Genomic DNA, 23,883 nt, shown 5'->3' on the forward strand with positions numbered 1-23,883 from the left:
TATAATAGGAAATCGGAGAGCATCAGCCTATTCCTCGATAGCTCAGTCGGTAGAGCACGCGGCTGTTAACCGCGCTGTCGTAGGTTCAAGTCCTACTCGGGGAGTTTTTTAATTTATATATGCAAGGCCCCATGGTCAAGCGGTTAAGACATCGCCCTTTCACGGCGGTAACAGGGGTCCGAATCCCCTTGGGGTCATTTATAAGTTAATATGGCGACGTAGCCAAGCGGTAAGGCACGGGTCTGCAACACCTTACTAAGCAGTTATTTCAAGCCATAAAAATTAAATACGGCGCAGTAGCCAAGTGGTAAGGCATAGGTCTGCAACACCTCGATCCACCGGTTCAAATCCGGTCTGCGCCTCTCAAGAAACCTTGATATTTCAAGGTTTTTTTCTTGCCAAAAATTGAGGGGAGCAATTTTAGACCCTTGCCTTATGCTCATTTTCTTATTCATTTCTCAATCTTTCTGATTTTTTCAAGTGTCGTTTAAAATCGTTTAAAACCATATAAATTTGTTCCATAAGGTGGAGATAAGGTGGAGATTTTTTAAGCAATCAAATCTACCAATGTACTTTTTCCTTCCTCTTCGGTATGCAGATAAGTTTTGACAACAACATGGTAATCATCACCCAGTAACTCCGCAACAGCCTTGATTTCCTGGTGACTTTGCGTTTTACGGAGAAGGCGTGTAGCAAATGTGTGACGCAGGGCATGTGTACCATAATGTGGCAATCCGGCTTTTTTCAGGATGCGGTCGAAACTTGTCTGAATGTTGCGGGATGTTGGCAGCTTCCCGTTTTGCGTTGCTACGATTAGATCATTCCGGAACTTATGGTCTCCGTAAGTATCTAACATAATCTGCAGGCAGGCATCTGCCTCTTTGTTTAAAGGAACATTGCGCACACTGCGGGGGTACTTTGGCGGTGTTAAGATCCGTTTTGTTTTAGTCTTTGGATCCTTGTCCCGATTGTTTACTGTACTGACAGTTTCGGATACATGGTAACAACGCCGACCGTTTAACATATTGATTTCCTTTTTGGAAAGTGCCAGTAACTCTCCCTCTCTAAGTCCGGTATTCAAACCGAAGATGATAAGAGGACCGTAGCGATAGGCAAGTGAGCCGTCGGGCTTGAGTTCCATCGCAACCTTTTTTAGAATGTCCAGTGATTCATCAGGAATAATCTCTATCTCCTTGGTTTTTACATTCAGAGCGGTTTCGTCAGGCAGTTCAACCATAGAAAGAGGGTCATAATCATCAGGAAAATCCTTAATGTTTTTTCCATAGCCAATCATTGCCTGAAGAAAGAGATATGCTTTTTTGATGGTAGAAAAGCTTAATTCCTCCGACATATCATCAATGGCATCCTGAATTGCTGTGCCTTCCAGATTCGACATCAAGGTATTCGCAATTTCGCTGCTGAGAATTTGATTCGTAAAAGTTCTTTCCAGCCGGTCATAGGTGGTATTCTTTAATTTTTTTCTTTTTACCTGCTGTTCTTTGTAGTAAAGATACTTTTTACCATATTCTGCAACTGTTAATTTTGCTGAAGCATCTGCACCGGTCAGGATCAATAGTTTGTACTCATCACGTTTGGCGACTGCTTCTGCCTTGGTCTTTCCTGTAAATTCTTTGCCTTTATATCTGGAAGTCCAGGTTCCCCGCTTATTTTTAAAAACAGTTCCTTCTCCTTTGCCACGCCGGGGTTTTGCTTTTTTCTCTTGTGTCATATAAGCTCCTTTCGGAATAAGAAATACCTTATCCGCAGAGCTGTCAACTATTGTAGAGTTATTATAGTATGGTTAGGGTCTGTTGACAACTTTAAAAATAAAGTTCTTTTCCAATGTTTTTTTTCAGAAATTCCTGAATTGCCTGGGGAGAGGTAAAGTAATCACGTCCCACCTTGGTTACAGGAAGCAATCGGCTCTGCAGCAACTCTCTTGTTTTTGTTTTTCCAATTCCCAGCATCTGAGAAATTTCTTCTATGCTGTACTTCCTGAAATCGTCATATTGGCAGAGATCCAGTTGTTTTTTTGTTATTATAAGAATCACCTCCGCGGTTATTATTGTGTGAAAGAACCACATACCTTCCCACACCGCTTCCTGCGCCCTTCCCGGCCGCGTAAAGGCTGTACGGTGTACATTTGATCCAAAGGCAGTGGGTGCTGTCCGGGGAACCTGTATTCATGTGAGTGTATGCTATTGAGTTGTCAAAGTTCGTTCAATCGCGGTCTGCATCGTTTTGAAACAGCAATTTGATGAATAAGGATATGGGAGTTTCTATTTACTTGAAAATATTTTAAAAATCCATATTTAGTTTATTTGCGTTGACAATAATCAAGATATTGTGGTAGTATGAAGCTGTAATTGATTTTTGTGATATGCCTGATGTGGCATCACACGTTGTTTAAGATGGAAATGAGTGTCAAAGGAGAGCCATAGATGGATATGGCATACTTTTGGCACTTTTTTTAGTTCAGGAGGTGGATAACCGTAGTCTGGACAGGTGATTTTGTGGATACTTCCATACGTTGTCGGGAAAGACAGAACAGAGAAATCGGGTGTCTTTCCTTTTTTGTTGCCAGAAATACCTGAAAGGGTTCGCATAGAGCGCTGGAAAAATGAAAAGAAAGGTGGCATGAAGAAATGAATGAAGCAAGAATGTATGCAGACGGGTTTGAAACCATGTTTGCAAAGCAGGAAGATTTTATGGCCTTTTTAAAGCAGATAGGCCGCGTATCTTCCTGGGACAGAAGAAGGTCAAAGGATCTGCGGTTGATCGCTTTTGAGGCAGACAGTAAAATCGCAGGAGAGCTGCAGGAGCAGTATGACAGAAATGGGCAGGATCCTGGAATTTTGGAGGACACCCTGCAGAATACAGGGATGCTGCTGAAGGTAAAGCGGCAGTATTATCCGGTAAGAAGCTGTGCAATCCAGTCTATTTTAAACCGGGCAGGAATATCCGGGCCAGCGCTTAGAAAGGTGGATAAGAATGTATATGCCAGAATCCTGAATGATTGTCTGAAGGTCGCAAAAGGGGACGCACTGCTCCGGTTTTCAGCTGGGAAAGTATCAGCGGTGCTGGGCGGTGATGGTCATGATTATGCAGTTCTTGATATGGAACAGATTTTTGCCATGTCGGTAGAGTATCTGCAGAAGACATTTCCAGGCTGTTCTTATCTGGGAGGATTTTACGATCATACAAGGGCTTCCGCAATCTGGGAAATCGGTGGGGAAGAAAAACTTCTTTCTGTCTACAAGGCGGAACTGGCTGCTTATGGACTGAATCCGACGGATATGGAATTAAAGCCGGTCATTCGGGTAACGACTTCCAATACAGGCGACAGTGGAGTAAATATCTATCCGATGCTGATGTTCGGTGCAGGTAAGAAATCCATTGCACTGGGCGATCCGCTGCGATTGGAACACAAGAATGGAGCAACGCTTCAGAAGTTTGAGGAGCAGTTGAAGCTGACGTATGGAAAGTATCAGCTGGCAGTAGGAAAGCTGTCCAGGCTTCTGATGATTCCGATTTATCATCCGATTAACTGTATGGTAGGGGTTATGAAGCGTCTGGACGTACCAAAGAGATATGCGATGGAAGCTGCCGATATGTTTAAATCACAGTATGGAGAAGACCCCTGTACAGCCCATGAGCTTTATTATGGGATATCAGAGGTGATTTTTATGTTGGAGACTGAGGGCGAATCAGGAAGCAGAATTACGAAGATGGAAGAAAAAATAGCAAGAGCACTGGGCATAAACTGGAAGGATTATGATCTGGCTCAGGAAGTGAAATGGTAGAGGAGGAAAGATGATGAACGAGAATATGGATTGCAGAGTAATGAAGACTTGCCAGGAGGTTCAGAAACTGCTGGGTGAAGATTATGAGGTGCAGATACAGAAGACGATGAAAAACAATCATTGCGAGCGTTTGGGAATTACGGTCAGAGAAAGAAATGAAAAAATTGGCCGCACATTCTATCTGGAAGAGTATTTTCAGAGAAATATAGATGTAGAAACGGTGGCTCATCAGATTGCAGAAAGTATGTTGGAGTCGATTCCAATGCCTTTGATGAAATGGGCAGAAAGTTTTAACCTCCATAATCTGGGAAATCTTAAGAATTTAATCCGGTTTAAGCTGGTAAATTATGATGCCAATAAAGAGGAACTTGCTGAAAGACCATATATCCGTTATCTGGATTTGGCAATTGTATTTTATATTGTTATTGACAGTAACCCGGATGGGGTAATGACAACAAAAATCTTTAATTACAATCTGGCAGACTGGAAGATTACAGAAGAGGAATTATTTAAAATTGCCAGACAGAATATGGAGAGACAGTTTCCGGTATGTGTGCATACATTGAAGAATGTTCTTTTGGAAGGTATTCTGGAGCATGGAGAAGAAATAGATGAAGAAGATGTCTTCTTAATCAAGGAGATGGCAAAGGATGCTCCTGCGCTGTATGTGATGACAAATCGTAGTCAGACCTTCGGAGCTTCCTGTATGCTGTACGATTCCGCTCTGGAAGATTTTGCGAAGAGCCAGGGATGCAATGTGGTAATACTTCCATCCAGTATCCATGAAGTTCTTTTGTTAAAGCATGAGAAGAGGATGGATTTTAAAGATATGAGGGAGATGGTTATGGAGATCAATCGAAATGAAGTGCCAGAAGAAGATGTTTTGTCAGACAGTGTATATCTGTATGACTGGAAAAAGAAAGAGATTCAGAGAGTGGAATGATAAAAATGTTGCTATAGTTTAGGGAAAAAGCGGGAAGGCGGATGTTATATCCGTCTTTCTGCGTTTGGAAAGGAGAATAAAGCTTATGAGTTTGAACTTAAATTATCAGCCGGAGGTACTGGTAAGCACAGAAGGACTTACGGAAGAAGAGTGGCTGAATTATCGGCGCAAGGGAATCGGCGGATCGGATGCGGCTGCTATTATGGGGCAGTCACCGTTCTGTACCAAGAGGGATTTGTATTATGATAAGCTGGGAATCAAATCGGTTTTGGAAGAGGAAGAATCCAACTGGGTAGCCAAAGAGGTAGGACACCGTCTGGAGGATCTGGTGGCGCAGATTTTTTCGGCAAAAACAGGTCTTACCGTATTCCCGATCCGCAAGATGTTCCGACATCCGTTATATCCCTTTATGGTGGCAGATGTGGATTTCTTTATTGAATTTCCGGATGGAACCTTTGGTATTTTGGAATGCAAGACTACGAATTACCATTGCCAGGATAAATGGGCCAACAATTCTGTCCCGGTCAATTATGAGTATCAGGGAAGGCATTATATGTCGGTGGTAAATCTGAATGTAGTGTATTTTGCCTGCCTTTACGGCAACAATGAAGATGAATTCATTATCCGCAGAATGGACAGGGATCTTGACAGTGAAGCAGATCTGATTGCAGAAGAGGAGAATTTCTGGATGGAGAATATCCTGAAGAGAACAGAGCCGCCTTATATAGAAAAGCCGGATCTGGTTCTGGAAAGCATCCGGAAATTCTGCGGGCCGGCAGAGCCTGATAATGATGCAATCAAGCTGGGAAGCAGCTATTTGAGTTTTGTAGAGCGTTATCTGGAACTGAAGGATAAAAAGAGTGAGATTGATGCAGAGGCAAAGCGCCTGGAGACAGAGATGAAAACTGCCTACTGTAAGGTGGTGGAAGCAATGGGTGTAAACTGCAAGGCCCATCTGCAGGGTACTGCAGAATCCTATATTATTTCTTATAATCCGGTTTACCGGACAGGAATTGATAAGAAAAATCTGGAGCGGCTGAAGCTCCATCATCCGGATATCTATGATGATTATGTGACTGTTTCGGAAAGCAGGCGCTTTTCAGTGAAGAGAGGAGCAGCGTAAATGTTGAAAAAAGGAATGTACTATATCTGCTCTCCGCTGTCAGCATCTACAAAAGAAGAAATACAGAAGAATATGCTGCAGGCGAGACATTACATGGAGAGCATCAGCCAGTCCTTTTCCTGCAGAGCCATTGCACCCCATGCATATCTTCCGGAACTGTTAGATGATCAGAGCCAGAGGGAAAGAAGCCTTGGACTGGCAATCGGTCAGGTGCTTTTAAGCTGGTGTGACGGTTTGATTGTGTGTGGGGATGTGATCAGCAGCGGGATGAAAAAGGAAATAGAGGCAGCTGAAAAGAAGCAGATTCCGATTTATTTTTATAGAGAAAATCGGAGGGGATTCTATATCAGCACATATCGGAAACAGGAGAGAAAAAATGAGATGCAGATATGAGGAAACAAGGTTTCGGAATGAGAATGATGGCTACTGTGTACTTTGTTATTCAACCGAAGACCCAGAGGTTCCGGAAGGAGCCAGAAATAAATACAGAGGAGAAGACCGGTTCATTTTTACTGCAGTTGGTACAGAACTTCCTGCTAAGAAAGATCAGGAGGTAGAATTGAATGGAAGATGGGTAAAGTCTAAATATGGTCTTCAGCTTTCTGTAGAATCCTTTACAGAAATCAGACCTCAGACAGAAGAAGGAATCCGTTCCTATCTGTCTTCCGGAATGATAAGAGGAATTGGACCGAAGATGGCGGAGCAGATTGTAGGGCGGTTTGGAATAAGAACCTTTGAGATTTTGGATTATTATCCGGACAGTTTACTGGAGATTAAGGGGATTACGCCTAAAAAGCTGGAAGGAATCCTGACATCTTATCAGGGAGAGCATATGCTCCGTGACCTTGCGGCATTCTTATCCCCATTTCAGATCACACCGAAGAAAATTCGGAAGATATATGAAACTTTTGGCAATGAGGCATTGGAGATAGTACAGAACCAGCCTTTTTCACTTTGCCAGATTTCCGGATTCGGATTTTTGACTGTGGATGAGATTGCCAGGAAAACCGGCTGCAGTCCCAAAGATCCCATGAGGATTGAGGGATGTATTGAATACTGTATGGAGCAGGAGAATCAGGAAGGACATTTGTTCCAGGAAAAACTACTATTTCAGGAAAAAGTCTATGAAAAACTGAATTATGGATACGAAAAGGGGACGGTCACAGAGCTGGAGATTGCCCAGTCTGTCTATAAGATGGTTGAGGCAGGAAAGCTGCATTTTGAAAGTGGAGTGTTATATGCCGAAAAGTATTATCGGTATGAGCATGAAGCGGCCAAAGCATTGGCAGCTCTTTTGATGCAGAAGGAAAAGGAGCCGGAACAGCTGGAAGAATTCCTTTCCAAAGCACAGGAGGAACTGGGAATCTGTCTGGCTGCAAAGCAGAAAGAGGCAGTGAAAAATGCGTTTTCGTTTCTGTTTACTATTATTACAGGCGGGCCGGGAACCGGAAAAACCACAGTTGAAAAAGTGATTCTTTATATCCATGAAAAGCTGAGAGGAGGTTCTGTATTACTGATGGCTCCCACAGGCAGGGCCAGCAGACGGATGGCAGAGTGTACAGGCTGTACGGATGCCAGCACCATGCATTCCGCCCTGGGACTGGTCAGTGAGGAAATGGAATCTGAATCATGTGATTTTCTGGAAGCAGATTTGATCCTGGTGGATGAGATGTCCATGGTGGATATGAGGCTGGCCTATGAGTTTTTTACCCGGATAAAAAGAGGAACACGAGTAGTTCTGATTGGAGATGTGAACCAGCTTTCCAGTGTGGGACCGGGAAATGTGTTCCGGGAATTGATTCAGTGCGGAGCCGTACCGGTTACTGTATTGGATCAGATTTTCCGTCAGGGAAAAGGAAGCCTGATTGCCGCAAATGCTTATAAAATGTTAAATAACAGTGCAGCTCTGGAATATGGAGAAGATTTTGTGTTTTTACCTGCAGATAATGCAGAGTGTGCGGCAGAGATCGTCGAGAGAGAGTACAGGAGGATGACAGCAGAGTTGGGAATCGATCAGGTTCAGGTGCTGACGCCTTATCGGAAGAGCGGTGCGGTCAGTGTCAACGCTTTGAATGAGCGGCTTTGGAATCTGGTGAATCCGAAAATGCCTGGAAAAGCAGAAATGAAAGTGCGGGGCAGAATTTTCCGTGAGAAGGACAAGGTTATCCATAACAAGAATAAAAATGAGATCAGTAATGGGGACACGGGATTTATCACAGGAATTTATCTGGATGAGGATAACCTGGAAGTGTCTCGAATTGAATTTCCGGATAACCGGTGCGTGGAATATTCCAGTGAAGATATGGAGATGATAGAACACGCATATGCCACGACGGTACACAAAAGCCAGGGAAGTGAATATTCCGTGGTGATTTTGCCGTGGATGCCGATGTTTTATAAGATGCTACGCAGGAATATTCTTTACACAGCAATCACCAGAGCCAAAGTAAAGCTGATTTTAGTGGGAAGTAAGCAGGCGGTTTACAGGGCTGTCCACAACACTGAGAGTGATAAGCGGAATACAAGGTTAGGAGAAATGATCTTGAAAGAACGGTATGCACTGGAAAGCAGGGAAAAGATTGTACCTTTGCCGGACGCGGACAGAACGAAATATGAACAGATTGCAATGAATTTTTAATTTCAAGTATTCGGCAGAAGAACTGTCTTTATGGTACATAGGAATCTGCCTTTCAGAGAGGAGAAGAACAAGAATGAGTGAGCAGATATTGAATCAGGGAAGTATGTATGAGAGTATCCAGGGGATTCAGGAACTGAATCAGGTGGAAGGTTTTGATCCCAGAAAATATATGCGCCAACTGGCCGGAGATGGACAGGGTGTGAAATATTATCTGGATGTGGTGTACCGTAAATTGTGGTTCCGCCTGAAGTACCCCAATGGAAAGATTGTAAAGAAGTTAATAAAATTAACAGATCAGGTAGCGATTGTGGAGGCTAAGGTATATCTGGATCGAAATGATCCGGAGGAGAGTTTCATTGCCAATGCACTGGCCCAGAAGTATCTGACCGGGGATGACCAGTTTGGAAATAAATATGTGGAATTGGCAGAAACGGCGGCTGTAGGACGTGCGTTGGCGGATGCAGGCTTTGGACTTCAGTTTGCAGATCTGGAAGGAGAGACTGATCCGGCGATTGTAGATGCCGGGATTGAGCATTTTGCAGATGCTGGCACAGAAAACGTTCAGGATGCCGGTACTTTTCAGGAAATGAAAACTGGAGCTGTGCCAGATGAAGAAGTTCAGCTTCCGGGGCAGTATGATATCCGTGATTACATGGATCAGAATGAGAACCAGCAGTATGCAGATACAACTGCAGTAAATACTGCCGGCTCCATTCCGCCGGCAATGCAGATGGCTGGCGGAGGCAGTGCAGGTTCAGTACAGAAGCCGGTACAGAGTCAAACCCAGAATCGACCTCAGAATCCGCTGCAGAGTTCGCAGAACCCGGTTCGGGATCGCCAGGCAATGGTGCAGGGAGCTCTTTCTAATATCCAGAGAGAGCAACCGGTTGAACAGATCTATAAAATGCTGAACCAGGAAATGGCAGTTGCAGTGGTAATCAGTGCCGGTTTTTACAAAGGCAAGACTCTGGGACAGCTTGCGCTTGAAAAGCCGCAGTCCCTGAACTGGTATGTCAATGATTATAAGGGGCCGGATAATCTGCTTCGTGCAGCGGCAAAATACCTTCTGGATGCGGCACAGAACGCAGCATAAACCTTACGGTAAACTCAGAAGCAGCCTGAGCTACACAGGCTGCTTCTGAAAAAAGGAGGCAATATTCGTGAGAGAGGATTTACCATTTAATATGGCGGATGTTGCAGGCCTGGTCGGGCTGCAGATAAAACGCAGAGGAAGTATCAGCTGGGAGGCATACTGCCCTTTTTGTCAGGATGAAAAGGGAAAAATGAATCTGAATCTAAAAAAGAATGTATTCCGCTGTAACCGGTGCGGAGAGTCAGGGGGAATGCTGGACTTGTATGGGAAACTGTACCATGTGGATCATGGAACAGCCTGCAGTGAGATTAAAGAATTACTGGGAAGGGAGACTGAGAAAAAACCATATAAGATACAGGCGAAAAAAGTGGAACAGAAGATTCCGGAAATACCACAGGCAGAAGCGGCAGGAATAGAAGCGTGTAATAAAACCTATACACGGATGCTGGAAATGCTTCCTTTGGCAGAAAGTCATCGAACAAATCTGTTGGAACGTGGTTTTTCAGAGGAAAAGATTGAGGAAAACGGCTATAAGAGTACCCTTGTATTTGGGTATCGAAAGCTGGCAGAGAGACTTTTGAAGGCTGGCTGTACTTTACAGGGAGTACCTGGCTTTTATCAGGATAAGGAGGGAAGGTGGACGGTCAATTTCAGCGCTAAGAACGCAGGTTTTCTGGTTCCTGTCAGAAATATGGATGGATTGATTACAGCGATGCAGATCCGGCTGGACCATCCTTATGACGGCAGAAAGTATGTCTGGTTTTCCAGTGCTAATTATCAGCAGGGAATCACTTCAGGAAGTCCGGTGCATTTCGTTGGTCAGGAAGGCCAGGCGTGTGTATTTGTGACAGAAGGGCCTTTAAAAGCAGATTTATCTCATTATTTGTCTGGAAGAACCTTTGCAGCTGTTGCAGGAGTTAATCTGTATGGGAATCTTTCTCCGGTGCTGGAGCGGTTGAAACAGACAGGGACAAAGAAGATTTATGAGGCTTATGATATGGACAAACATTTGCCGGTTCTATGCAGGCGTGATTATAAAGAGGAGGTCTGCAGTAAGTGTGAACTTAGAGAAAATGGTTTTGGAAGCATAGACTGTCCCAGGAAAAAGATTAAACTGGATAATATCCAGCGGGGCTGCAGAAATCTGTATCGGCTTTGTGAAGAGAACGGTCTGGAGAGTAGCAGCCTTACCTGGGATATGAATGAAAAGGGAATCTGGAAAGAAAAGCGAAAAGGGGTAGATGATTATCTGTATGCCCTGAAGAAGAAGGAAGAATCTGAAAAGCAGAGAAAAGCAGGAACCGGACTTCTTTGATAGAGGTCCGGTTTTTTTGCGCATATTTGTTGGTGTTTGCGTATTTCATCCGTATAGATAGAAAAACGTAAAGGAGATTTATATTATGTATCAGGAAAAAAACATTGCTATCGATCATGGAAACCGCAACATGAAAACGGAAAACCTTATTTTTACCTCCGGTCTGACTGTCAGTGAGAAACAGCCGCCATTCGGAGATTATATGAGTTACCAGGGAAAATATTATGCACTTACAGGGCAGAGGATTCCTTACCAGAGAGATAAGACACAGGATGAGAGATTCTTTTATCTGACCTTATTTTCGATTGTAAAGGAGTTGGAGCGGGAGAATCTGTCTGACCGGCTGATTCAGGTCAACCTGCCAGTAGGGCTGCCGCCGAAACATTATGGGGGATTGTATCGGAAGTTTGAAAAATATCTGAGCCGTGATGAGATTCAGAATGTCACTTATCGGGGAAAACGATATTCGTTCTGTATCAATGATGTGGTGGCATTTCCCCAGGACTATGCGGCTGCGATGACGATTTATGGGAAGCTGAAGGAGTATGTGAAGGTAATTGTCATCGATCTGGGAGGATTCACGCTGGATTATCTGATGCTTCGGAACGGGCAGCCGGATCTGGGGGTCTGTGATTCACTGGATAATGGTGTGATTAAGCTGTATAACAGCATTTCTTCTCGTATCAATGCAGAGTATGATGTGCTGCTGGAAGAGACGGACATGGATCAGATGATTCTGGGTAAGGATACTGATTATGAACCGGGGATTGTCCGGATTGTGCAGGAGATGGCAGAAACTTTTACAGAGGATTTTCTGGGAAGTCTGCGGGAGAGGAATATGGATCTGAAGTCAGGATGTGTTGTCTTTGTGGGTGGTGGTGCCAGTTTGCTGGAGAGATATATCCGAAGCTCCGGAAAGGTGGGAAAGAGTATTTTTATTCCGGAACTTCAGGCGAATGCAAAGGGGTATGGGATTCTTTACCGGCTGCAGAAGGGCAGGTAAGGTTTATGGCTAAGAAGAATGAGTTTATCTTTAATATTGGCTTCAACAGGGAAAATCCGGATCATGTGAAGGTGGCAGGGATACTGAACCGGCTGGGACATGGGAAGGCGGAGTATCTGGCGAGGGCGGTGCTGGCGTATGAGAGTCGAGGATTGCATCGAGGGAATACTTCTGTGGGAATTGATTATCGGGAATTGGAGCAGTTTGTACGGAAAATATTGGAGGAGCAAAACCAGAATAGATTTGAAGAGGAATATGGAAATCAGAATGAGGGTAAACGTTATAAAAGTGATGAAATGGGGGTAGACGAAAAGGAGATGAAAGAAGATGATATAGCCGGAATCTTTATGGCATTACAAGATTTTAGAAAATAAATTGTAAGGCGGTAGGCGGGAGTAAGAATAATCTCTACAGTATATATCTGGTTATCATACTTTAGAAAAGCTGGTCTACCGAGAAATGTTATAATGGATAATGAGGTCATAGAAAACTTTCAGGCTCTCGTATTTTTTGAAATGCTATAAACAACTCCAAAAGGCTGGTAAATTTGGTTATCTAAACCGCTTTTACCAGCCTTTTTAGATTTAATGCCGTTGCTGATAAGAGGTATTCTTCGATTGCTTTCTGAAGGCCTCTTTTCTGGATTTTATTTAGTTTATGTTCCCGTTTTAAAACTGCAAATGTCCCTCCTGCCCATATCTTTCTAAGGCGCATGACCCTCAGATAATTACTGGTCCCTACTTTCTTGCTGTTTCGATAAAATGAGGGATAATAAGCACTTGCATTGATCCTGACTGTACCGAGATCTGTGGTACAAGTTGAAAAATAGGGGGCAGTTTTACATTATTTCTTTGAACGGCTATATAAACGGTAATCGTAGTGTCCGGTGGCTTCCAGTCCTACTTTTGCTTTGGTTAAATCATCTGATACGGATCCAATTCTTTGAAATAAGGTTTTAAACCCCTCACGATTGTTAGATATGGTAAAAGATTTGAATAATACCTCACCATCTGAGTTTGTAATAAAGCAGTCGTGCTTATCTTTGGCAACATCAATTCCAACGTAAATCATAAGAAATCTCCGTTGAATAAATTTGATACTGTTTAGAGCCACAGGTACTCCTTGCGATTGTAACCTCGTTCTAAATAAACCGTCATGCGGTATCTAACTGATTAACAAATATACAAAGAGACTGTGGTTGTAGCCTTTCTAAAACCATCGAGTGGTAGGATGTGAAGCAACAACCCACAGTATCTCCAACAGTATAGCATACAGTCCTTGGAGAGGGACTATAAACACTACTACTTTATAATACGAGGATATAAGAGAAGCGATATTGGAGGGCATGGAGCAGGCAGCATCATAGAGTATGGCAAGAGAAGAAAGCAGACAGCTGGACAGAGAGCTGCCCTTTCGCTAAAAGGTAAGAATAAGTGTTTGCAGGGCATAGTGGCGTAGTATCTGCTATGCCTTGCAGGGAGAAGGAAAAAACATCGAAGTGGAATAGAATGTGCATTTTGCTCGATATGCCGTTTCTGCTGCTTGCTGACGATAAAAACTATTGATAAGTAATATTGACATTTGATATGAAGTAAGTTATATTTATCTTGAGTTAGATACAACTAATTAAAAGCAGAAAGCGAGGGAAAAGAATGAGTAATGTATATGTAGTATATTGGAGTGGTACAGGAAATACACAGGAAATGGCAATGGCAATTGCAGATGGTGCGAAAGAAAATGGTGCAGAGGTTACCGTATGGAATGTTGATGAGGCAGATATAGAAGAACTGAAAAAAGCAAAGGCACTTGCATTAGGTTGTCCGTCTATGGGTGCAGAACAGTTGGAAGAAGCAAGCATGGAGCCGTTTATGTGCGATTTAGATAGTCAAATAAACGGAAAAACGATAGCACTGTTTGGCTCATATGGCTGGGGCGATGGTCAATGGATGAAAGACTGGGAAGATCGTATTGCATCGGATGGCGCAACCGTTTTAAATGGCGAAGGTATTATTGCTAATAATGAGCCGTCTCAGGAAATTATCGATGAATGCAGGGAGGCTGGAAAAGCGTTAGCGAACATGTAATTATTCATAGCAGAGGGATAAGATGTCTGAGGAATTATTTGTCTCGCAGAGCGCACCGACACTGGCTGGAATAAAGACAGGAAATTTGTTTACTGCCGAGTTTGTCAATCATGAAATAGCAATGGATGAAATTCGCCAGTTAAATGTATCATTGACCCCCAAAGGGGTTCGTGTAATTCCATTAAGGGAAAGTAAGAACAGAATGCTTATATATGTATATCGTCCGAATTGCTTACAGGTTGATTTTACAAATGAGGACTTGCTGGAAATGCTTAGAAATCTAAAATATCCGGTATCAAATCCTGAAAGATGTATTGTGTGCCTTGCTCAGCGATTAAGAGAATGTGAAGTGTTTCCACATGAAATAGGATTGTTTTTAGGTTATCCACCAGAAGATGTAAAAGGGTTTATTGAGAATAAGGCTCAGAATTATAAAATTGTTGGAACATGGAAAGTATATGGGGATGAAAGAGAGGCGGAGAAACGATTTAACCGGTTTAGAAAATGCACAGCAGATTACTGCATGAGAATGGAGAAAGGCAGTACTTTGGATAAGTTAGCAGTTGCATTATAAATAGAGTTCTCAAATCACATTTCTATGATTTGAGAACTCTATTTTGTATGAAGATGTTCTTTGATTGCAGTAAAAGTAGCATCGCTGATGATATGTTCAATACGGCAAGCATCTTCTTCGGCTGTTTCAGCCGGAACACCTAATTTCATTAAGGCATCAGTGAGAACCTGATGTCGTTCATAGACATTCTGGGCAATCTGAAACCCTGTCTGTGTGAGATAAATATACCCTTCTGGAGTAACAGTGATGTACTCATGTTCTTTCAGATTTTTTACGGCAATACTGATACTGGGCTTGGAAAAACCTAATTCGTTTGCAATGTCTACAGAACGGACAACCGGTTTTTTCTTACTAAGCAGCAAAATGGTTTCTAAATAATTCTCTTGTGATTCAGTTCGTTTCATATTAAGCATTTTCTCCTTATTGATGTTAGAAAAATATAACTAAAGTTAGTATAACACTTGAAAAAAACTCTGTAAACAAAATTTGGGAAAAACATATTTTTATTGAAAAAAATATTGACAAAACATGAAAGATAGCATACACTAAACATTGTTTTAAAAGACTAACGAAAATTATAGAGCGGTAATTTTGATAAGTTGTATGAAATCTTCTTATCGGAGAGGATGATTTGTATGAAATTAACAGATGCTACGGAAGGAAAAGAATATATCGTAAACAGTATCAATACCAAGGATGAAGAACTGAATGCTTTTTTGTTTTCTCTTGGATGTTACAGTGGAGAACCAATCACAGTGATTTCACGCAAACATGGCGGAATGGTGGTGTCCATTAAGGATGGCAGATATAACATAGACAGCCAGCTCTCTGATGCCATCGAGGTATAGTTAAAAATAAGCGGCAGGTATTACTTTGTAATAGGTGATGTGAGCCGCATTATTTTATACATAATAGTTAGCGAAAGCTAATGAAAATAAGAAAAATATAACAAGGGAGGAAGCATGAGAATGAGAATCGCAATGACGGGCAATCCGAACTCGGGCAAGACAACCATGTACAATGCCCTGACCGGACGCAGTGAGCATGTCGGAAACTGGGCGGGTGTAACGGTTGACAAAAAGGAGCATCCGGTCAAAAAGAATTATTATGAAGGGGAAGAGGAACTGGTTGCAGTGGATCTTCCGGGAGCGTATTCCATGTCTCCTTTTACATCAGAGGAAAGCATTACAAGTTCTTATGTAAAAAACGAGCATCCAGATGTTATTGTCAATATTGTAGATGCTACTAACTTGAGCAGAAGTCTATTTTTTACGACACAGCTTCTGGAGCTTGGAATACCGGTTGTAGTGGCTTTGAACAAAACCGATATTAATGCCAAAAAGGATACGAAAATTGATGAGAAGGCATTGTCAGACAAACTGGGATGTCCTGTCATTAAGACAATATCCACAACCGGAAATGGATTAAGGGAAGTTATGCAGGCTGCAACAAGTGTAGCCGGTAAGGGACAGAAGGCTCCGTACATACAGGGAAATATTGATCTTACGGACAAAAAAGAAGTTGAGGAAGCGGACAGAAAAAGATTCTCCTTTGTAAATGAAATTGTGTCGAAGGTGGAAGTAAGAAAGACACTGACAAAGGAAAAATCAAAGGATGATGCCATTGATATAATTGTCACTCATCCTGTATGGGGACTCATCACCTTTGCGGCAGTTATGTGGCTTGTGTTTTATATTTCACAGTCAACACTTGGAACATGGCTTGCAGATATTCTGACAGGCTGGATTGAAACATTTCAGAACTTTGTTGCGAGTAAAGTAGAAAATGCTTCTCCTATTTTGCAGGCGATTTTAGTTGATGGTATTATTGGTGGTGTTGGAGCGGTAGTTGGTTTCCTTCCGCTTGTAATGGTTATGTATTTCCTGATTGCGCTCTTAGAGGATTGCGGTTATATGGCAAGGGCAACGGTTGTACTTGACCCGATTTTTAAGAGAGTAGGTCTTTCGGGAAAATCGGTTATCCCTATGGTCATCGGAACCGGATGCGGTGTACCTGCCATTATGGCGTGCCGTACCATTAAGAATGAAAGAGAACGCAGGGCAACAGCGATGCTCTGTACATTTATGCCATGTGGAGCGAAACTTCCGGTTATTGCACTCTTTGCAGGTGCTTTCTTCCCGGATTCAAAATGGGTAGGACCGGTCATGTACTTTGTGGGAATTGCACTAATTCTTCTTGGAGCACTTTTGATCAAGCAGATTACAGGAATGAAATACAGAAAGAGTTTCTTTATTATGGAGCTTCCCGAATACAAGGTTCCGTCTGTTGTGTTTGCCTGCAAATCAATGCTTGAGCGTGGAAAAGCATATATCATCAAAGCAGGAACTATTATTCTTGTCTGCAATATGGTAGTGCAGATTATGGCGACTTTTACACCGGGTTTTGTAGTGGCAGCAGAAGACAGTTCAGATTCCATTCTTGCGATGATTGCATCTCCAGTTGCAGTATTACTTATTCCTGTTGTAGGCTTTGCAAGCTGGCAATTAGCCGCAGCAGCAATTACAGGTTTTATCGCAAAGGAAAATGTCGTTGGTACACTTGCAACAGTATTCTGCATTACTAACTTTATTGATACAGATGAATTGGCGCTTGTGTCAGGCGGCAGTGAAGTGGCAGCGATTATGGGACTTACAAAGGTAGCGGCTCTTGCTTATCTGATGTTCAATTTATTCACACCTCCATGCTTTGCGGCACTTGGAGCTATGAATTCGGAAATGAAATCCGGTAAGTGGCTTGCCGGAGCAATCGGTTTCCAGCTTGCGACAGGTTATGTGATTGGATTTGTGGTATATCAGGCAGGTACATTAATTACAACAGGTTCTCTTGGAGCAGGCTTTATTGGCGGACTGATTGCAGTGCTGATAATAGCAGCATTTATAACATATCTGTGTATTCATGCGAACAAGAAGCTGAAGGCAGAGTATGCGCTTGATTAGTTGAAAGGGAGGATTCACATGGCAGATGTTATTATTGTACTTATCATACTGGCAATTCTTGCATTCAGTATTTGTTACATCGTAAAAGAAAAGAAAAAAGGGTATGCCTGTATTGGGTGTCCCAATGCATCAAACTGTAAGAAACATTGCCATTGTGGAGAACTGAAAGAATAAAAAACGCACGATTTATAAGGCAGGCGGATGGGACATTCATCTGCCTGCCTTAAGTTTATAAAGCAAGTGCGGTATAAGCTTTTGACTGGAGGTGAGCTGGTGGAAAAAGAAGAAAATAAAATAGTTACAAACGATAAACGAAAGAAGGAAATCATACAACGCTTGCGGGCAATGAATTATAGAATCACAAGTCAAAGAATGTTACTTTTAGATATTATTTTAAATGGGCAATATAGCTCCTGCAAAGAAATATATTGTGAAGTGCATAAAAAAGACAGCAATATTGGAATCGCTACGGTATACAGAATGGTAAATACATTAGAGGAAATTGGAGCGATCAGCTGGAAAAAACTGTCGCAGATTCATTGTGAAAACTGGGATGGTAAAGAAAAAATATGCAGAATTGTATTGGATGATGAAACGGAGATTGAACTTTCGCAGCAAAAATGGAAGCGGGTGGTAGAATGCGGATTGAAATGCGTTGGGTTTGTTGAAAATCAGGAACTGAAAAGCCTGGAGCTGAAAGATGAAAATACAGAATGAAAATATGTATTGGAACATTAGAATATAGAGACAGAACAATATCAATAAACTGACTGAATTCAAAAATTTCGACAATAAAAGTTATATTATTGAGAAAAAATATCAATAGATTCAAAAGCACTTGAAATAAAAGATAAACAGGGGATATACTGAAAAAAAAAGAAAGAAGTTGGTATGCAAATGAAGAATCATAAATTTTGGGCATGGGCATTAGCTGTTTGCTTGTTTATGACTTTTTATACCGGTTATAAGCACAGATAAGAGGAGGATTATTATGTTAAAATGTTTAGAGTGTATTAATTGGAAGAAAACAGGTATTTTTGCAGCAGGAGTTGCTTTTGGTACAGCAGGAATAAAAATTTTATCCAGCAAAGATGCAAAGAAGGTATATACAAATTGTACGGCTGCAGTGTTACGGGCGAAGGAATGTGTGATGAAGACTGTTTCGACTGTTCAGGAAAATGCGGAAGACATCTATGCCGATGCAAAGGCAATCAATGAGGAACGTGCAGCGGCAGAAGAAGCAGCAGAATTTGATTCTCTGGATGACGTGACGGAAGAAACATTACATGAGACATTGAATGAAACAGAAGCTGCTGCTGAGTAATGATATTGACAGATAATGGACACCTGCATGCTTTGCAGGTGTTTTTCATGATTTAATAGAAAAAAGGTGATATTTTGAAGTTTCGAATTCTACATGAAACAAAAGAAAGAATGAGAGTACATATGATAGGTGAGAGAATAAGCTGTGAACAGGCAGATATCCTTCTCTATTATTTACATAACATAAAAGAAATTCAGGCTGTTAAAGTATATGACAGGACGGCGGATGTAACGATTTCGTATATAGGAGAGCGTGCAGATATTATTCATATATTAAGGCGTTTTCAATACGAGAATGTAAAAGTACCAAATGGATTGCTTGAAAATTCTGGAAGAGAATTAAACAATACTTATCAGGAAAAGCTGATAGGTAAGGTTATTTCTCATTATGCAAGAAAGCTATTGCTGCCGTATCCGTTGCAGGCATGTTATACAACGGTATGCGCTGCAAAATACATCTGGAAAGGTATTGGAAATCTGGTAAAAGGAAAAATAGAGGTTCCGGTTCTGGATGCTACTGCAATAGGTGTATCTATGTTAAGAAACGACATGAATACGGCATCTTCTATTATGTTTTTGCTTGGAGTAGGAGAATTGTTGGAGGAATGGACACACAAGAAATCGGTGGATGATCTTGCAAGAACCATGTCGTTAAATATTAGTAAAGTATGGCTTGTGAGAGAAGAACAGCAGGTGCTGGTTTCTGTAGATGAGATTGTTGCCGGAGACAGGGTAGTTGTTCATATGGGGAATGTGATTCCTTTTGATGGACTCGTGGTTTCTGGTGAAGCAATGGTAAATCAGGCTGCTTTGACGGGAGAGTCTGCAGCAGTCAGAAAGAGTCAGGACAGCTATGTATATGCAGGAACCGTTGTTGAAGAAGGGGAGGTTACAGTTTTAGTAAAGCAGGTGGGTGGTACCGGAAGATATGATAAAATTGTTACAATGATTGAAGCTTCCGAAAAATTAAAATCAGGAGTGGAAAGCAAGGCAGAACACCTTGCAGATCGTCTGGTTCCATACACACTTGCTGGCACAGCATTTACTTATCTTCTCACAAGAAATACAACAAAAGCATTGTCTGTTCTGATGGTAGACTTTAGCTGTGCATTGAAGCTTGCAATGCCAATATCTGTATTGTCTGCAATTCGTGAAGCAAGCCTTTATAATATTACTGTAAAAGGTGGAAAATATTTAGAAGCGATTGCAGAGGCAGATACCATTGTATTTGACAAGACGGGAACTCTTACAAAAGCAAAGCCTTCAGTGGTAGATACAGTATCTTTTAATGAATTATCTTCTGATGAGATATTGCGAATGGCGGCATGCATGGAAGAGCATTTTCCCCACTCCATGGCAAAGGCGGTTGTGGATGAAGCATCCAAACGCAACCTGGAACATGCAGAAATGCATTCCAAAGTGGAGTATATCGTTGCACATGGAATTGCTACGACGATTGGCGATAAAAGGGCAATTATTGGAAGCAGACATTTTGTGTTTGAGGATGAGATGTGCCGGGTGCCTGTGGGAAAAGAGGCAATATTTGAACAGCTTCCGAAAGAGTATTCGCATCTGTATCTTGCTGTGGAAAATGAGCTGGCAGGAGTTATTCTCATTGAAGATCCTCTGAGAGAAGAAGCGGCAGAGCTTGTGAACGCTCTTAGAAAGGCGGGATTATCCCAGATTGTTATGATGACCGGGGATAGCGAAAGAACAGCGGCAGCAATTGCAGAGCGGGTTGGGGTAGATAACTATTATTCTGAGGTACTTCCGGAAGATAAAGCGAACTTTATAGAAGAAGCAAAGGCTAATGGACATAAAGTCATTATGATAGGAGACGGAATTAACGATTCTCCGGCTCTTTCGGCGGCAGACGTTGGAATTGCAATCAGCGATGGAGCAGAGATTGCAAGAGAGATAGCAGACATTACTGTTGGATCTGATGATCTGTTACAGATTGTTACTTTAAAAATGTTAAGTGACAGTCTTATGAAGCGGATACATAAAAATTACCGTACTATTGTAGGCTTTAATACATTATTGATTTTGCTGGGTGTAGGAGGAGTGCTTCAACCAACAACATCAGCTTTACTGCATAATAGTTCAACATTGCTTATTGCGCTGAAGAACATGCGTAATCTGTTGTCATAGGAAGATAAAGTGGGATAATCATCCCATCTCAGACTGTAGATAAAGTCCCGAGCATTCGCTTGAGATTTTTCTATGAAAAGAGCTTAGAAATCCAGCGTGCTTGCCCTTGACACCGATAGGAAAATTGCAGGACTGTATATATTCTCAACTACAATTGCACTGCTTTTGCCAGATGCTTTGAGTGTATGGCTTGAAAGTATTGTAATAAAAGAAGTATGGAAAGCAATGATGCAAGGGTACAGCGGATGGTTTGATTTTGTGATGTCAGCATCCAGATATATAGAGATGTTTGCTTTTATACTGATGGGATATTTGTTTGTTGTAGTTTTGAGTTTCAAGAGAATAAAGAAAATACCGATGGATGAAGCATTAAAGAGTATAGAATAAGTTTGTTTCAAAGAGTCGGTGAAAAGAGGGTACAAAATGGAGAATTTTATAATAATATGTTTACTAATCATTGCTGTTGGACTGGCAATCATACCCACCATCAGGCATTTTAAAGGCCATGGTGGGTGTTGTGGGGGCAGTTCTTATAAGCCAAAGAAGAAAAAATTGAAAAGGGTGATTCAAAAGAAAACGTTCAAAGTGGAAGGAATGCATTGTGAACATTGCAGTAATCGTGTAATGGAGGCAGTTAATTCCATACCAGAGCTTTCTGCAAAAGTGAAGTTGAAACAGGGACTTGTAATTATTTCTTATGCAGAGCCGGTTGAAGATAACCTGATCAAAGAAGCAATCGAAAGAATTGGTTATAAAGTTGTGGATTAATAAGATAGTCAATTTGAAGTTAGTTGCAAGATGTGATAAAGAATTTATTAGTAAGCAAGGATGTTTTACTTTTGAGAAAATATGAACCGGTGAAAATGATTCGCAAAAGCTGATTTTCAACATTGTGCGATAAGTGAAATTATCACTAACGTTGACAGATGGGGGACAAAAGAAGCAGAGAGTTAATTATTTTTGGAAGTGTGGTTGGCTCTCTGCTTTTCTGTCTGCATTTTGTTACGCAGTAGAACCCCATTTTTGAGGATAGAAGTACAACGCCAACAAACCCACTTAATACTGAAAACCCACCTTTGATACATCTCTTCATAATCAGTTTCTCCTTATCAAATCCTGATTTTACATTTCGGCAATGGAAATTTAAATGTCCCTTTTCTAATTGATGATTTATTGCTGATTTCCTCCGAAATTCCTGATTTATCACATTGTCCAACTCCAGATAAACTGGAAGTTATTTATTTTGTTGCGGCAATACACATCCAATGTTTTTTGGCATTTATATATGTTTTTATCTCTGTGAAACCCGCTTCTTTTAAAGCAGCAACAAGCTGATCACGATTATAAATCTTCATACCGCCGATTATCTTTGTCCATTTTTCATCTGAGGCATTCGTTCCATCGCTCTCGTTACAAATCAAAAATGTTCCGCCGCTTTTCAGAACGCGATTTACCTCGGAAAAGCATTTTTTCAGACCCGGCCAGAAATAAACTGTCTCAAAAGCGGAGACATAATCAAAGACCTCATCAGAAAAGGGAATCGATGATACATCGCCTTGAAGCACCCTGCATTTTCCCTGCTTAATGGCGGCAATGTTTAGCTTTTGAGATTCTGCCACACTGATCTCCGAATAGTCCAGTCCTGTCACATGACCGTTTCTACATTTGTCCAGCCAAATCGCAATATTTGCGCCGCCTCCGCAGCCGACATCCAGCACCTTAGCATCTGGCTCTGCGGAGATATTTGAGAATCCCCATTGCGACACCCTAGCGTGACCGCTGTTCATCATCTTCGCCATCAATTTCCCACCGAAGCCTTGCGGCTTACGGGTGTTTTCAAAAAAGTTCATTGCAATGTTCCCCCTTTCAACTTCCGATTTTTCGCTACTAGTGATTGCTATCAGTAGTTAGGAATATCTAACCAACAGTATAACATCGGATCATGAATTTTTCAACCGCTGCGGCGGATTCTCACCCAACTATCTTTCCACAGCACAAATTGAGTTTACCACTTGACATTGGTGGCGAACAGAAGTCGTTTTTATGAATAAAACTTGATTTATTAAAAAACTGCTATTAGTCTTGACAAACGTATCTGTCTGCTGTATTATAACATCGTTACATAGCACTGTTATGTGGAGGACATCTTGGAATCAAAAGCACCAGATACATTAGAAAAAATACAACAGACTGCTTTGGATGAGTTTTTAGAAAAAGGGTTTCTCGGGGCTTCTCTGCGGCAGATCGTGAAACACGCCGGAGTAACCACAGGAGCCTTTTACGGCTATTTTTCCAGTAAGGAGGCTTTGTTTGCCTCCATTGTAGAACCGCATGCCGCTATTTTGATGAGCAAATATGTGAATGCGCATATTTCCTTTTCCGAACTTCCCGCAGAGGAGCAACCGGAACATATGGGCGTGGAATCAGGAGCTTACATTCATTGGATGGTGGAATATGTCTGCCAGCACAGGGAACCGGTAAAGCTGCTGTTTTGCGGCGCAGAAGGCACCTCCTATGAAAACTTTATTCATAACATGGTGGAACTGGAAGTGGAAAGCACCTTTAGGTACATGGAGACACTCTGCCGCTTGGGATACAGCATCCCCGAATTAAGCCCGTCTCTGTGTCATATCATTGCCAGTGGTATGCTGGGCGGTCTTGTTGAGATTGTGGTTCACGATATTCCGCAGGAACAGGCCTTGCGGGATGTGGAACAACTCCGGGAGTTTTATACTGCCGGATGGCTAAAACTGATGTCGCCATGACATGGGATACGATGACGATAGATCGGGGGCGCTCTGCTCTCTCTAATGAGCAGAGCGTCACAGAGTATCCCCTATTTTTTTAACTTTGAGTTAGCCTAAACTAACCATATA

General features: G+C 41.9%; 24 protein-coding genes, 3 tRNA genes and 2 pseudogenes. 23 read left to right on the forward strand and 6 right to left on the reverse strand.

Annotated features, from left to right (window positions below; all coding sequences use genetic code 11):
• Positions 1-31 precede the first annotated feature (31 nt).
• The 3 genes from CGC65_RS00710 to CGC65_RS00720 all read left to right on the forward strand — a co-directional run bounded on the left by CGC65_RS00710 (position 32) and on the right by CGC65_RS00720 (position 362).
• Positions 32-104 (forward strand) — tRNA-Asn (locus tag CGC65_RS00710).
• A 21-nt stretch (positions 105-125) separates the two neighbouring features.
• Positions 126-197, forward strand: a tRNA-Glu gene (locus CGC65_RS00715).
• Positions 198-290: 93 nt separating this feature from the next.
• Positions 291-362 (forward strand) — tRNA-Cys (locus tag CGC65_RS00720).
• Positions 363-547: 185 nt separating this feature from the next.
• Here CGC65_RS00720 and CGC65_RS00725 read toward each other — a convergent pair.
• Positions 548-1,729, reverse strand: a complete 1,182-nt coding sequence (locus CGC65_RS00725; RefSeq protein ID WP_007037953.1) for a tyrosine-type recombinase/integrase — start codon at positions 1,727-1,729, stop codon at positions 548-550.
• A 91-nt stretch (positions 1,730-1,820) separates the two neighbouring features.
• The gene (locus CGC65_RS00730; protein WP_227129233.1) at positions 1,821-2,096 is read right to left on the reverse strand and encodes a helix-turn-helix domain-containing protein; all 276 of its coding nucleotides are present in this window, start codon (positions 2,094-2,096) and stop codon (positions 1,821-1,823) included.
• Positions 2,097-2,645: 549 nt separating this feature from the next.
• On the opposite strand from CGC65_RS00730, the gene CGC65_RS00735 reads away from it, so the two are divergent.
• From CGC65_RS00735 to CGC65_RS00775, 9 genes are all read left to right on the forward strand, one after another.
• Positions 2,646-3,803 (forward strand): hypothetical protein, encoded by a 1,158-nt coding sequence (locus CGC65_RS00735; protein WP_007037949.1) that lies wholly within the window; start codon positions 2,646-2,648, stop codon positions 3,801-3,803.
• A 10-nt stretch (positions 3,804-3,813) separates the two neighbouring features.
• Entirely contained in the window at positions 3,814-4,746 is a 933-nt protein-coding gene (locus CGC65_RS00740) for a DUF5688 family protein (protein WP_007037948.1), read from the forward strand.
• 85 nt (positions 4,747-4,831) lie between these two features.
• Positions 4,832-5,869 carry a YqaJ viral recombinase family nuclease gene (locus tag CGC65_RS00745; RefSeq protein ID WP_007037947.1) on the forward strand — a complete coding sequence of 346 codons (1,038 nt, stop codon included), beginning with the start codon at positions 4,832-4,834 and terminating at the stop codon, positions 5,867-5,869.
• Positions 5,870-6,262: a DUF7768 domain-containing protein gene (locus tag CGC65_RS00750; protein WP_007037946.1), complete on the forward strand. Its 393-nt coding sequence runs from the start codon at positions 5,870-5,872 to the stop codon at positions 6,260-6,262.
• Positions 6,246-8,507 (forward strand): SF1B family DNA helicase RecD2, encoded by a 2,262-nt coding sequence (gene recD2, locus CGC65_RS00755; protein ID WP_039897543.1) that lies wholly within the window; start codon positions 6,246-6,248, stop codon positions 8,505-8,507. Before CGC65_RS00750 ends, recD2 begins: the two co-directional genes overlap by 17 nt.
• A gap of 73 nt (positions 8,508-8,580) precedes the next feature.
• Positions 8,581-9,600 (forward strand): hypothetical protein, encoded by a 1,020-nt coding sequence (locus CGC65_RS00760; RefSeq protein WP_007037943.1) that lies wholly within the window; start codon positions 8,581-8,583, stop codon positions 9,598-9,600.
• A gap of 67 nt (positions 9,601-9,667) precedes the next feature.
• The gene (locus tag CGC65_RS00765; RefSeq protein ID WP_048928883.1) at positions 9,668-10,915 is read left to right on the forward strand and encodes a CHC2 zinc finger domain-containing protein; all 1,248 of its coding nucleotides are present in this window, start codon (positions 9,668-9,670) and stop codon (positions 10,913-10,915) included.
• A gap of 85 nt (positions 10,916-11,000) precedes the next feature.
• The gene (locus CGC65_RS00770) at positions 11,001-11,918 is read left to right on the forward strand and encodes a ParM/StbA family protein (protein WP_007037941.1); all 918 of its coding nucleotides are present in this window, start codon (positions 11,001-11,003) and stop codon (positions 11,916-11,918) included.
• Positions 11,919-11,923: 5 nt separating this feature from the next.
• Positions 11,924-12,292 carry a hypothetical protein gene (locus CGC65_RS00775; protein ID WP_007037940.1) on the forward strand — a complete coding sequence of 123 codons (369 nt, stop codon included), beginning with the start codon at positions 11,924-11,926 and terminating at the stop codon, positions 12,290-12,292.
• Between the two features lie 181 nt (positions 12,293-12,473).
• Here CGC65_RS00775 and CGC65_RS32360 read toward each other — a convergent pair.
• Both CGC65_RS32360 and CGC65_RS00785 read right to left on the reverse strand, forming a co-directional pair.
• Positions 12,474-12,749 (reverse strand): annotated as a pseudogene (locus tag CGC65_RS32360) (transposase); the annotation flags it as partial.
• Positions 12,750-12,782: 33 nt separating this feature from the next.
• Positions 12,783-12,989, reverse strand: a pseudogene (locus CGC65_RS00785) (IS110 family transposase); the annotation flags it as partial.
• 581 nt (positions 12,990-13,570) lie between these two features.
• On the opposite strand from CGC65_RS00785, the gene CGC65_RS00790 reads away from it, so the two are divergent.
• The gene (locus CGC65_RS00790; RefSeq protein WP_007037936.1) at positions 13,571-14,002 is read left to right on the forward strand and encodes a flavodoxin; all 432 of its coding nucleotides are present in this window, start codon (positions 13,571-13,573) and stop codon (positions 14,000-14,002) included.
• Positions 14,003-14,024: 22 nt separating this feature from the next.
• Positions 14,025-14,576, forward strand: a complete 552-nt coding sequence (locus CGC65_RS00795) for a DUF3793 family protein (RefSeq protein ID WP_007037935.1) — start codon at positions 14,025-14,027, stop codon at positions 14,574-14,576.
• 38 nt (positions 14,577-14,614) lie between these two features.
• On the opposite strand, the gene CGC65_RS00800 is transcribed toward CGC65_RS00795, so the two are convergent.
• Positions 14,615-14,980 (reverse strand): metal-dependent transcriptional regulator, encoded by a 366-nt coding sequence (locus CGC65_RS00800; RefSeq protein WP_022272189.1) that lies wholly within the window; start codon positions 14,978-14,980, stop codon positions 14,615-14,617.
• 231 nt (positions 14,981-15,211) lie between these two features.
• Between CGC65_RS00800 and CGC65_RS00805 the strand changes: the two genes are divergently transcribed.
• The 8 genes from CGC65_RS00805 to CGC65_RS00840 all read left to right on the forward strand — a co-directional run bounded on the left by CGC65_RS00805 (position 15,212) and on the right by CGC65_RS00840 (position 21,775).
• Positions 15,212-15,424 carry a FeoA family protein gene (locus tag CGC65_RS00805; protein ID WP_007037933.1) on the forward strand — a complete coding sequence of 71 codons (213 nt, stop codon included), beginning with the start codon at positions 15,212-15,214 and terminating at the stop codon, positions 15,422-15,424.
• A 120-nt stretch (positions 15,425-15,544) separates the two neighbouring features.
• Positions 15,545-17,533, forward strand: a complete 1,989-nt coding sequence (gene feoB, locus CGC65_RS00810) for a ferrous iron transporter B (protein ID WP_039897539.1) — start codon at positions 15,545-15,547, stop codon at positions 17,531-17,533.
• Between the two features lie 18 nt (positions 17,534-17,551).
• Positions 17,552-17,707, forward strand: coding sequence for a FeoB-associated Cys-rich membrane protein (locus CGC65_RS00815; RefSeq protein WP_007037931.1), 156 nt, complete (start codon positions 17,552-17,554; stop codon positions 17,705-17,707).
• A 99-nt stretch (positions 17,708-17,806) separates the two neighbouring features.
• A complete protein-coding gene (locus tag CGC65_RS00820; RefSeq protein WP_050773536.1) occupies positions 17,807-18,250 on the forward strand; it encodes a Fur family transcriptional regulator in 444 nt (147 codons plus the stop codon).
• A gap of 274 nt (positions 18,251-18,524) precedes the next feature.
• On the forward strand, positions 18,525-18,857 hold the full coding sequence (locus tag CGC65_RS00825; RefSeq protein WP_007037929.1) for a DUF6110 family protein: 333 nt from the start codon (positions 18,525-18,527) through the stop codon (positions 18,855-18,857).
• A 122-nt stretch (positions 18,858-18,979) separates the two neighbouring features.
• Positions 18,980-21,007, forward strand: a complete 2,028-nt coding sequence (locus tag CGC65_RS00830; RefSeq protein WP_007037928.1) for a heavy metal translocating P-type ATPase — start codon at positions 18,980-18,982, stop codon at positions 21,005-21,007.
• 96 nt (positions 21,008-21,103) lie between these two features.
• Positions 21,104-21,394 (forward strand): hypothetical protein, encoded by a 291-nt coding sequence (locus CGC65_RS00835; protein WP_007037927.1) that lies wholly within the window; start codon positions 21,104-21,106, stop codon positions 21,392-21,394.
• Positions 21,395-21,430: 36 nt separating this feature from the next.
• On the forward strand, positions 21,431-21,775 hold the full coding sequence (locus CGC65_RS00840) for a heavy-metal-associated domain-containing protein (RefSeq protein ID WP_007037926.1): 345 nt from the start codon (positions 21,431-21,433) through the stop codon (positions 21,773-21,775).
• 470 nt (positions 21,776-22,245) lie between these two features.
• Here the strand turns inward: CGC65_RS00840 and CGC65_RS00845 are convergent, their stop codons facing one another.
• Entirely contained in the window at positions 22,246-22,857 is a 612-nt protein-coding gene (locus CGC65_RS00845) for a class I SAM-dependent methyltransferase (protein WP_007037925.1), read from the reverse strand.
• Positions 22,858-23,154: 297 nt separating this feature from the next.
• Here CGC65_RS00845 and CGC65_RS00850 point away from each other — a divergent pair, with 297 nt between their 5' ends.
• Positions 23,155-23,772 carry a TetR/AcrR family transcriptional regulator gene (locus CGC65_RS00850; protein ID WP_022272192.1) on the forward strand — a complete coding sequence of 206 codons (618 nt, stop codon included), beginning with the start codon at positions 23,155-23,157 and terminating at the stop codon, positions 23,770-23,772.
• Positions 23,773-23,883 lie beyond the last annotated feature (111 nt).

Source organism: Enterocloster bolteae, from assembly GCF_002234575.2.
Taxonomy (GTDB): Bacteria; Bacillota; Clostridia; order Lachnospirales; family Lachnospiraceae; genus Enterocloster; species Enterocloster bolteae.

Bases quoted from the DNA above. Each gene is read 5' to 3' on its own strand.
- CGC65_RS00725 (WP_007037953.1), bottom strand. From the start codon at position 1,729: ATGACACAAGAGAAAAAAGCAAAACCCCGGCGTGGCAAAGGAGAAGGA.
- CGC65_RS00735 (WP_007037949.1), top strand. From the start codon at position 2,646: ATGAATGAAGCAAGAATGTATGCAGACGGGTTTGAAACCATGTTTGCA.
- CGC65_RS00740 (WP_007037948.1), top strand. From the start codon at position 3,814: ATGATGAACGAGAATATGGATTGCAGAGTAATGAAGACTTGCCAGGAG.
- CGC65_RS00745 (WP_007037947.1), top strand. From the start codon at position 4,832: ATGAGTTTGAACTTAAATTATCAGCCGGAGGTACTGGTAAGCACAGAA.
- CGC65_RS00750 (WP_007037946.1), top strand. From the start codon at position 5,870: ATGTTGAAAAAAGGAATGTACTATATCTGCTCTCCGCTGTCAGCATCT.
- recD2 (WP_039897543.1), top strand. From the start codon at position 6,246: ATGAGATGCAGATATGAGGAAACAAGGTTTCGGAATGAGAATGATGGC.
- CGC65_RS00760 (WP_007037943.1), top strand. From the start codon at position 8,581: ATGAGTGAGCAGATATTGAATCAGGGAAGTATGTATGAGAGTATCCAG.
- CGC65_RS00770 (WP_007037941.1), top strand. From the start codon at position 11,001: ATGTATCAGGAAAAAAACATTGCTATCGATCATGGAAACCGCAACATG.
- CGC65_RS00775 (WP_007037940.1), top strand. From the start codon at position 11,924: ATGGCTAAGAAGAATGAGTTTATCTTTAATATTGGCTTCAACAGGGAA.
- CGC65_RS00790 (WP_007037936.1), top strand. From the start codon at position 13,571: ATGAGTAATGTATATGTAGTATATTGGAGTGGTACAGGAAATACACAG.
- CGC65_RS00795 (WP_007037935.1), top strand. From the start codon at position 14,025: ATGTCTGAGGAATTATTTGTCTCGCAGAGCGCACCGACACTGGCTGGA.
- CGC65_RS00800 (WP_022272189.1), bottom strand. From the start codon at position 14,980: ATGAAACGAACTGAATCACAAGAGAATTATTTAGAAACCATTTTGCTG.
- CGC65_RS00805 (WP_007037933.1), top strand. From the start codon at position 15,212: ATGAAATTAACAGATGCTACGGAAGGAAAAGAATATATCGTAAACAGT.
- feoB (WP_039897539.1), top strand. From the start codon at position 15,545: ATGAGAATCGCAATGACGGGCAATCCGAACTCGGGCAAGACAACCATG.
- CGC65_RS00815 (WP_007037931.1), top strand. From the start codon at position 17,552: ATGGCAGATGTTATTATTGTACTTATCATACTGGCAATTCTTGCATTC.
- CGC65_RS00825 (WP_007037929.1), top strand. From the start codon at position 18,525: ATGTTAAAATGTTTAGAGTGTATTAATTGGAAGAAAACAGGTATTTTT.
- CGC65_RS00830 (WP_007037928.1), top strand. From the start codon at position 18,980: ATGATAGGTGAGAGAATAAGCTGTGAACAGGCAGATATCCTTCTCTAT.
- CGC65_RS00840 (WP_007037926.1), top strand. From the start codon at position 21,431: ATGGAGAATTTTATAATAATATGTTTACTAATCATTGCTGTTGGACTG.
- CGC65_RS00845 (WP_007037925.1), bottom strand. From the start codon at position 22,857: ATGAACTTTTTTGAAAACACCCGTAAGCCGCAAGGCTTCGGTGGGAAA.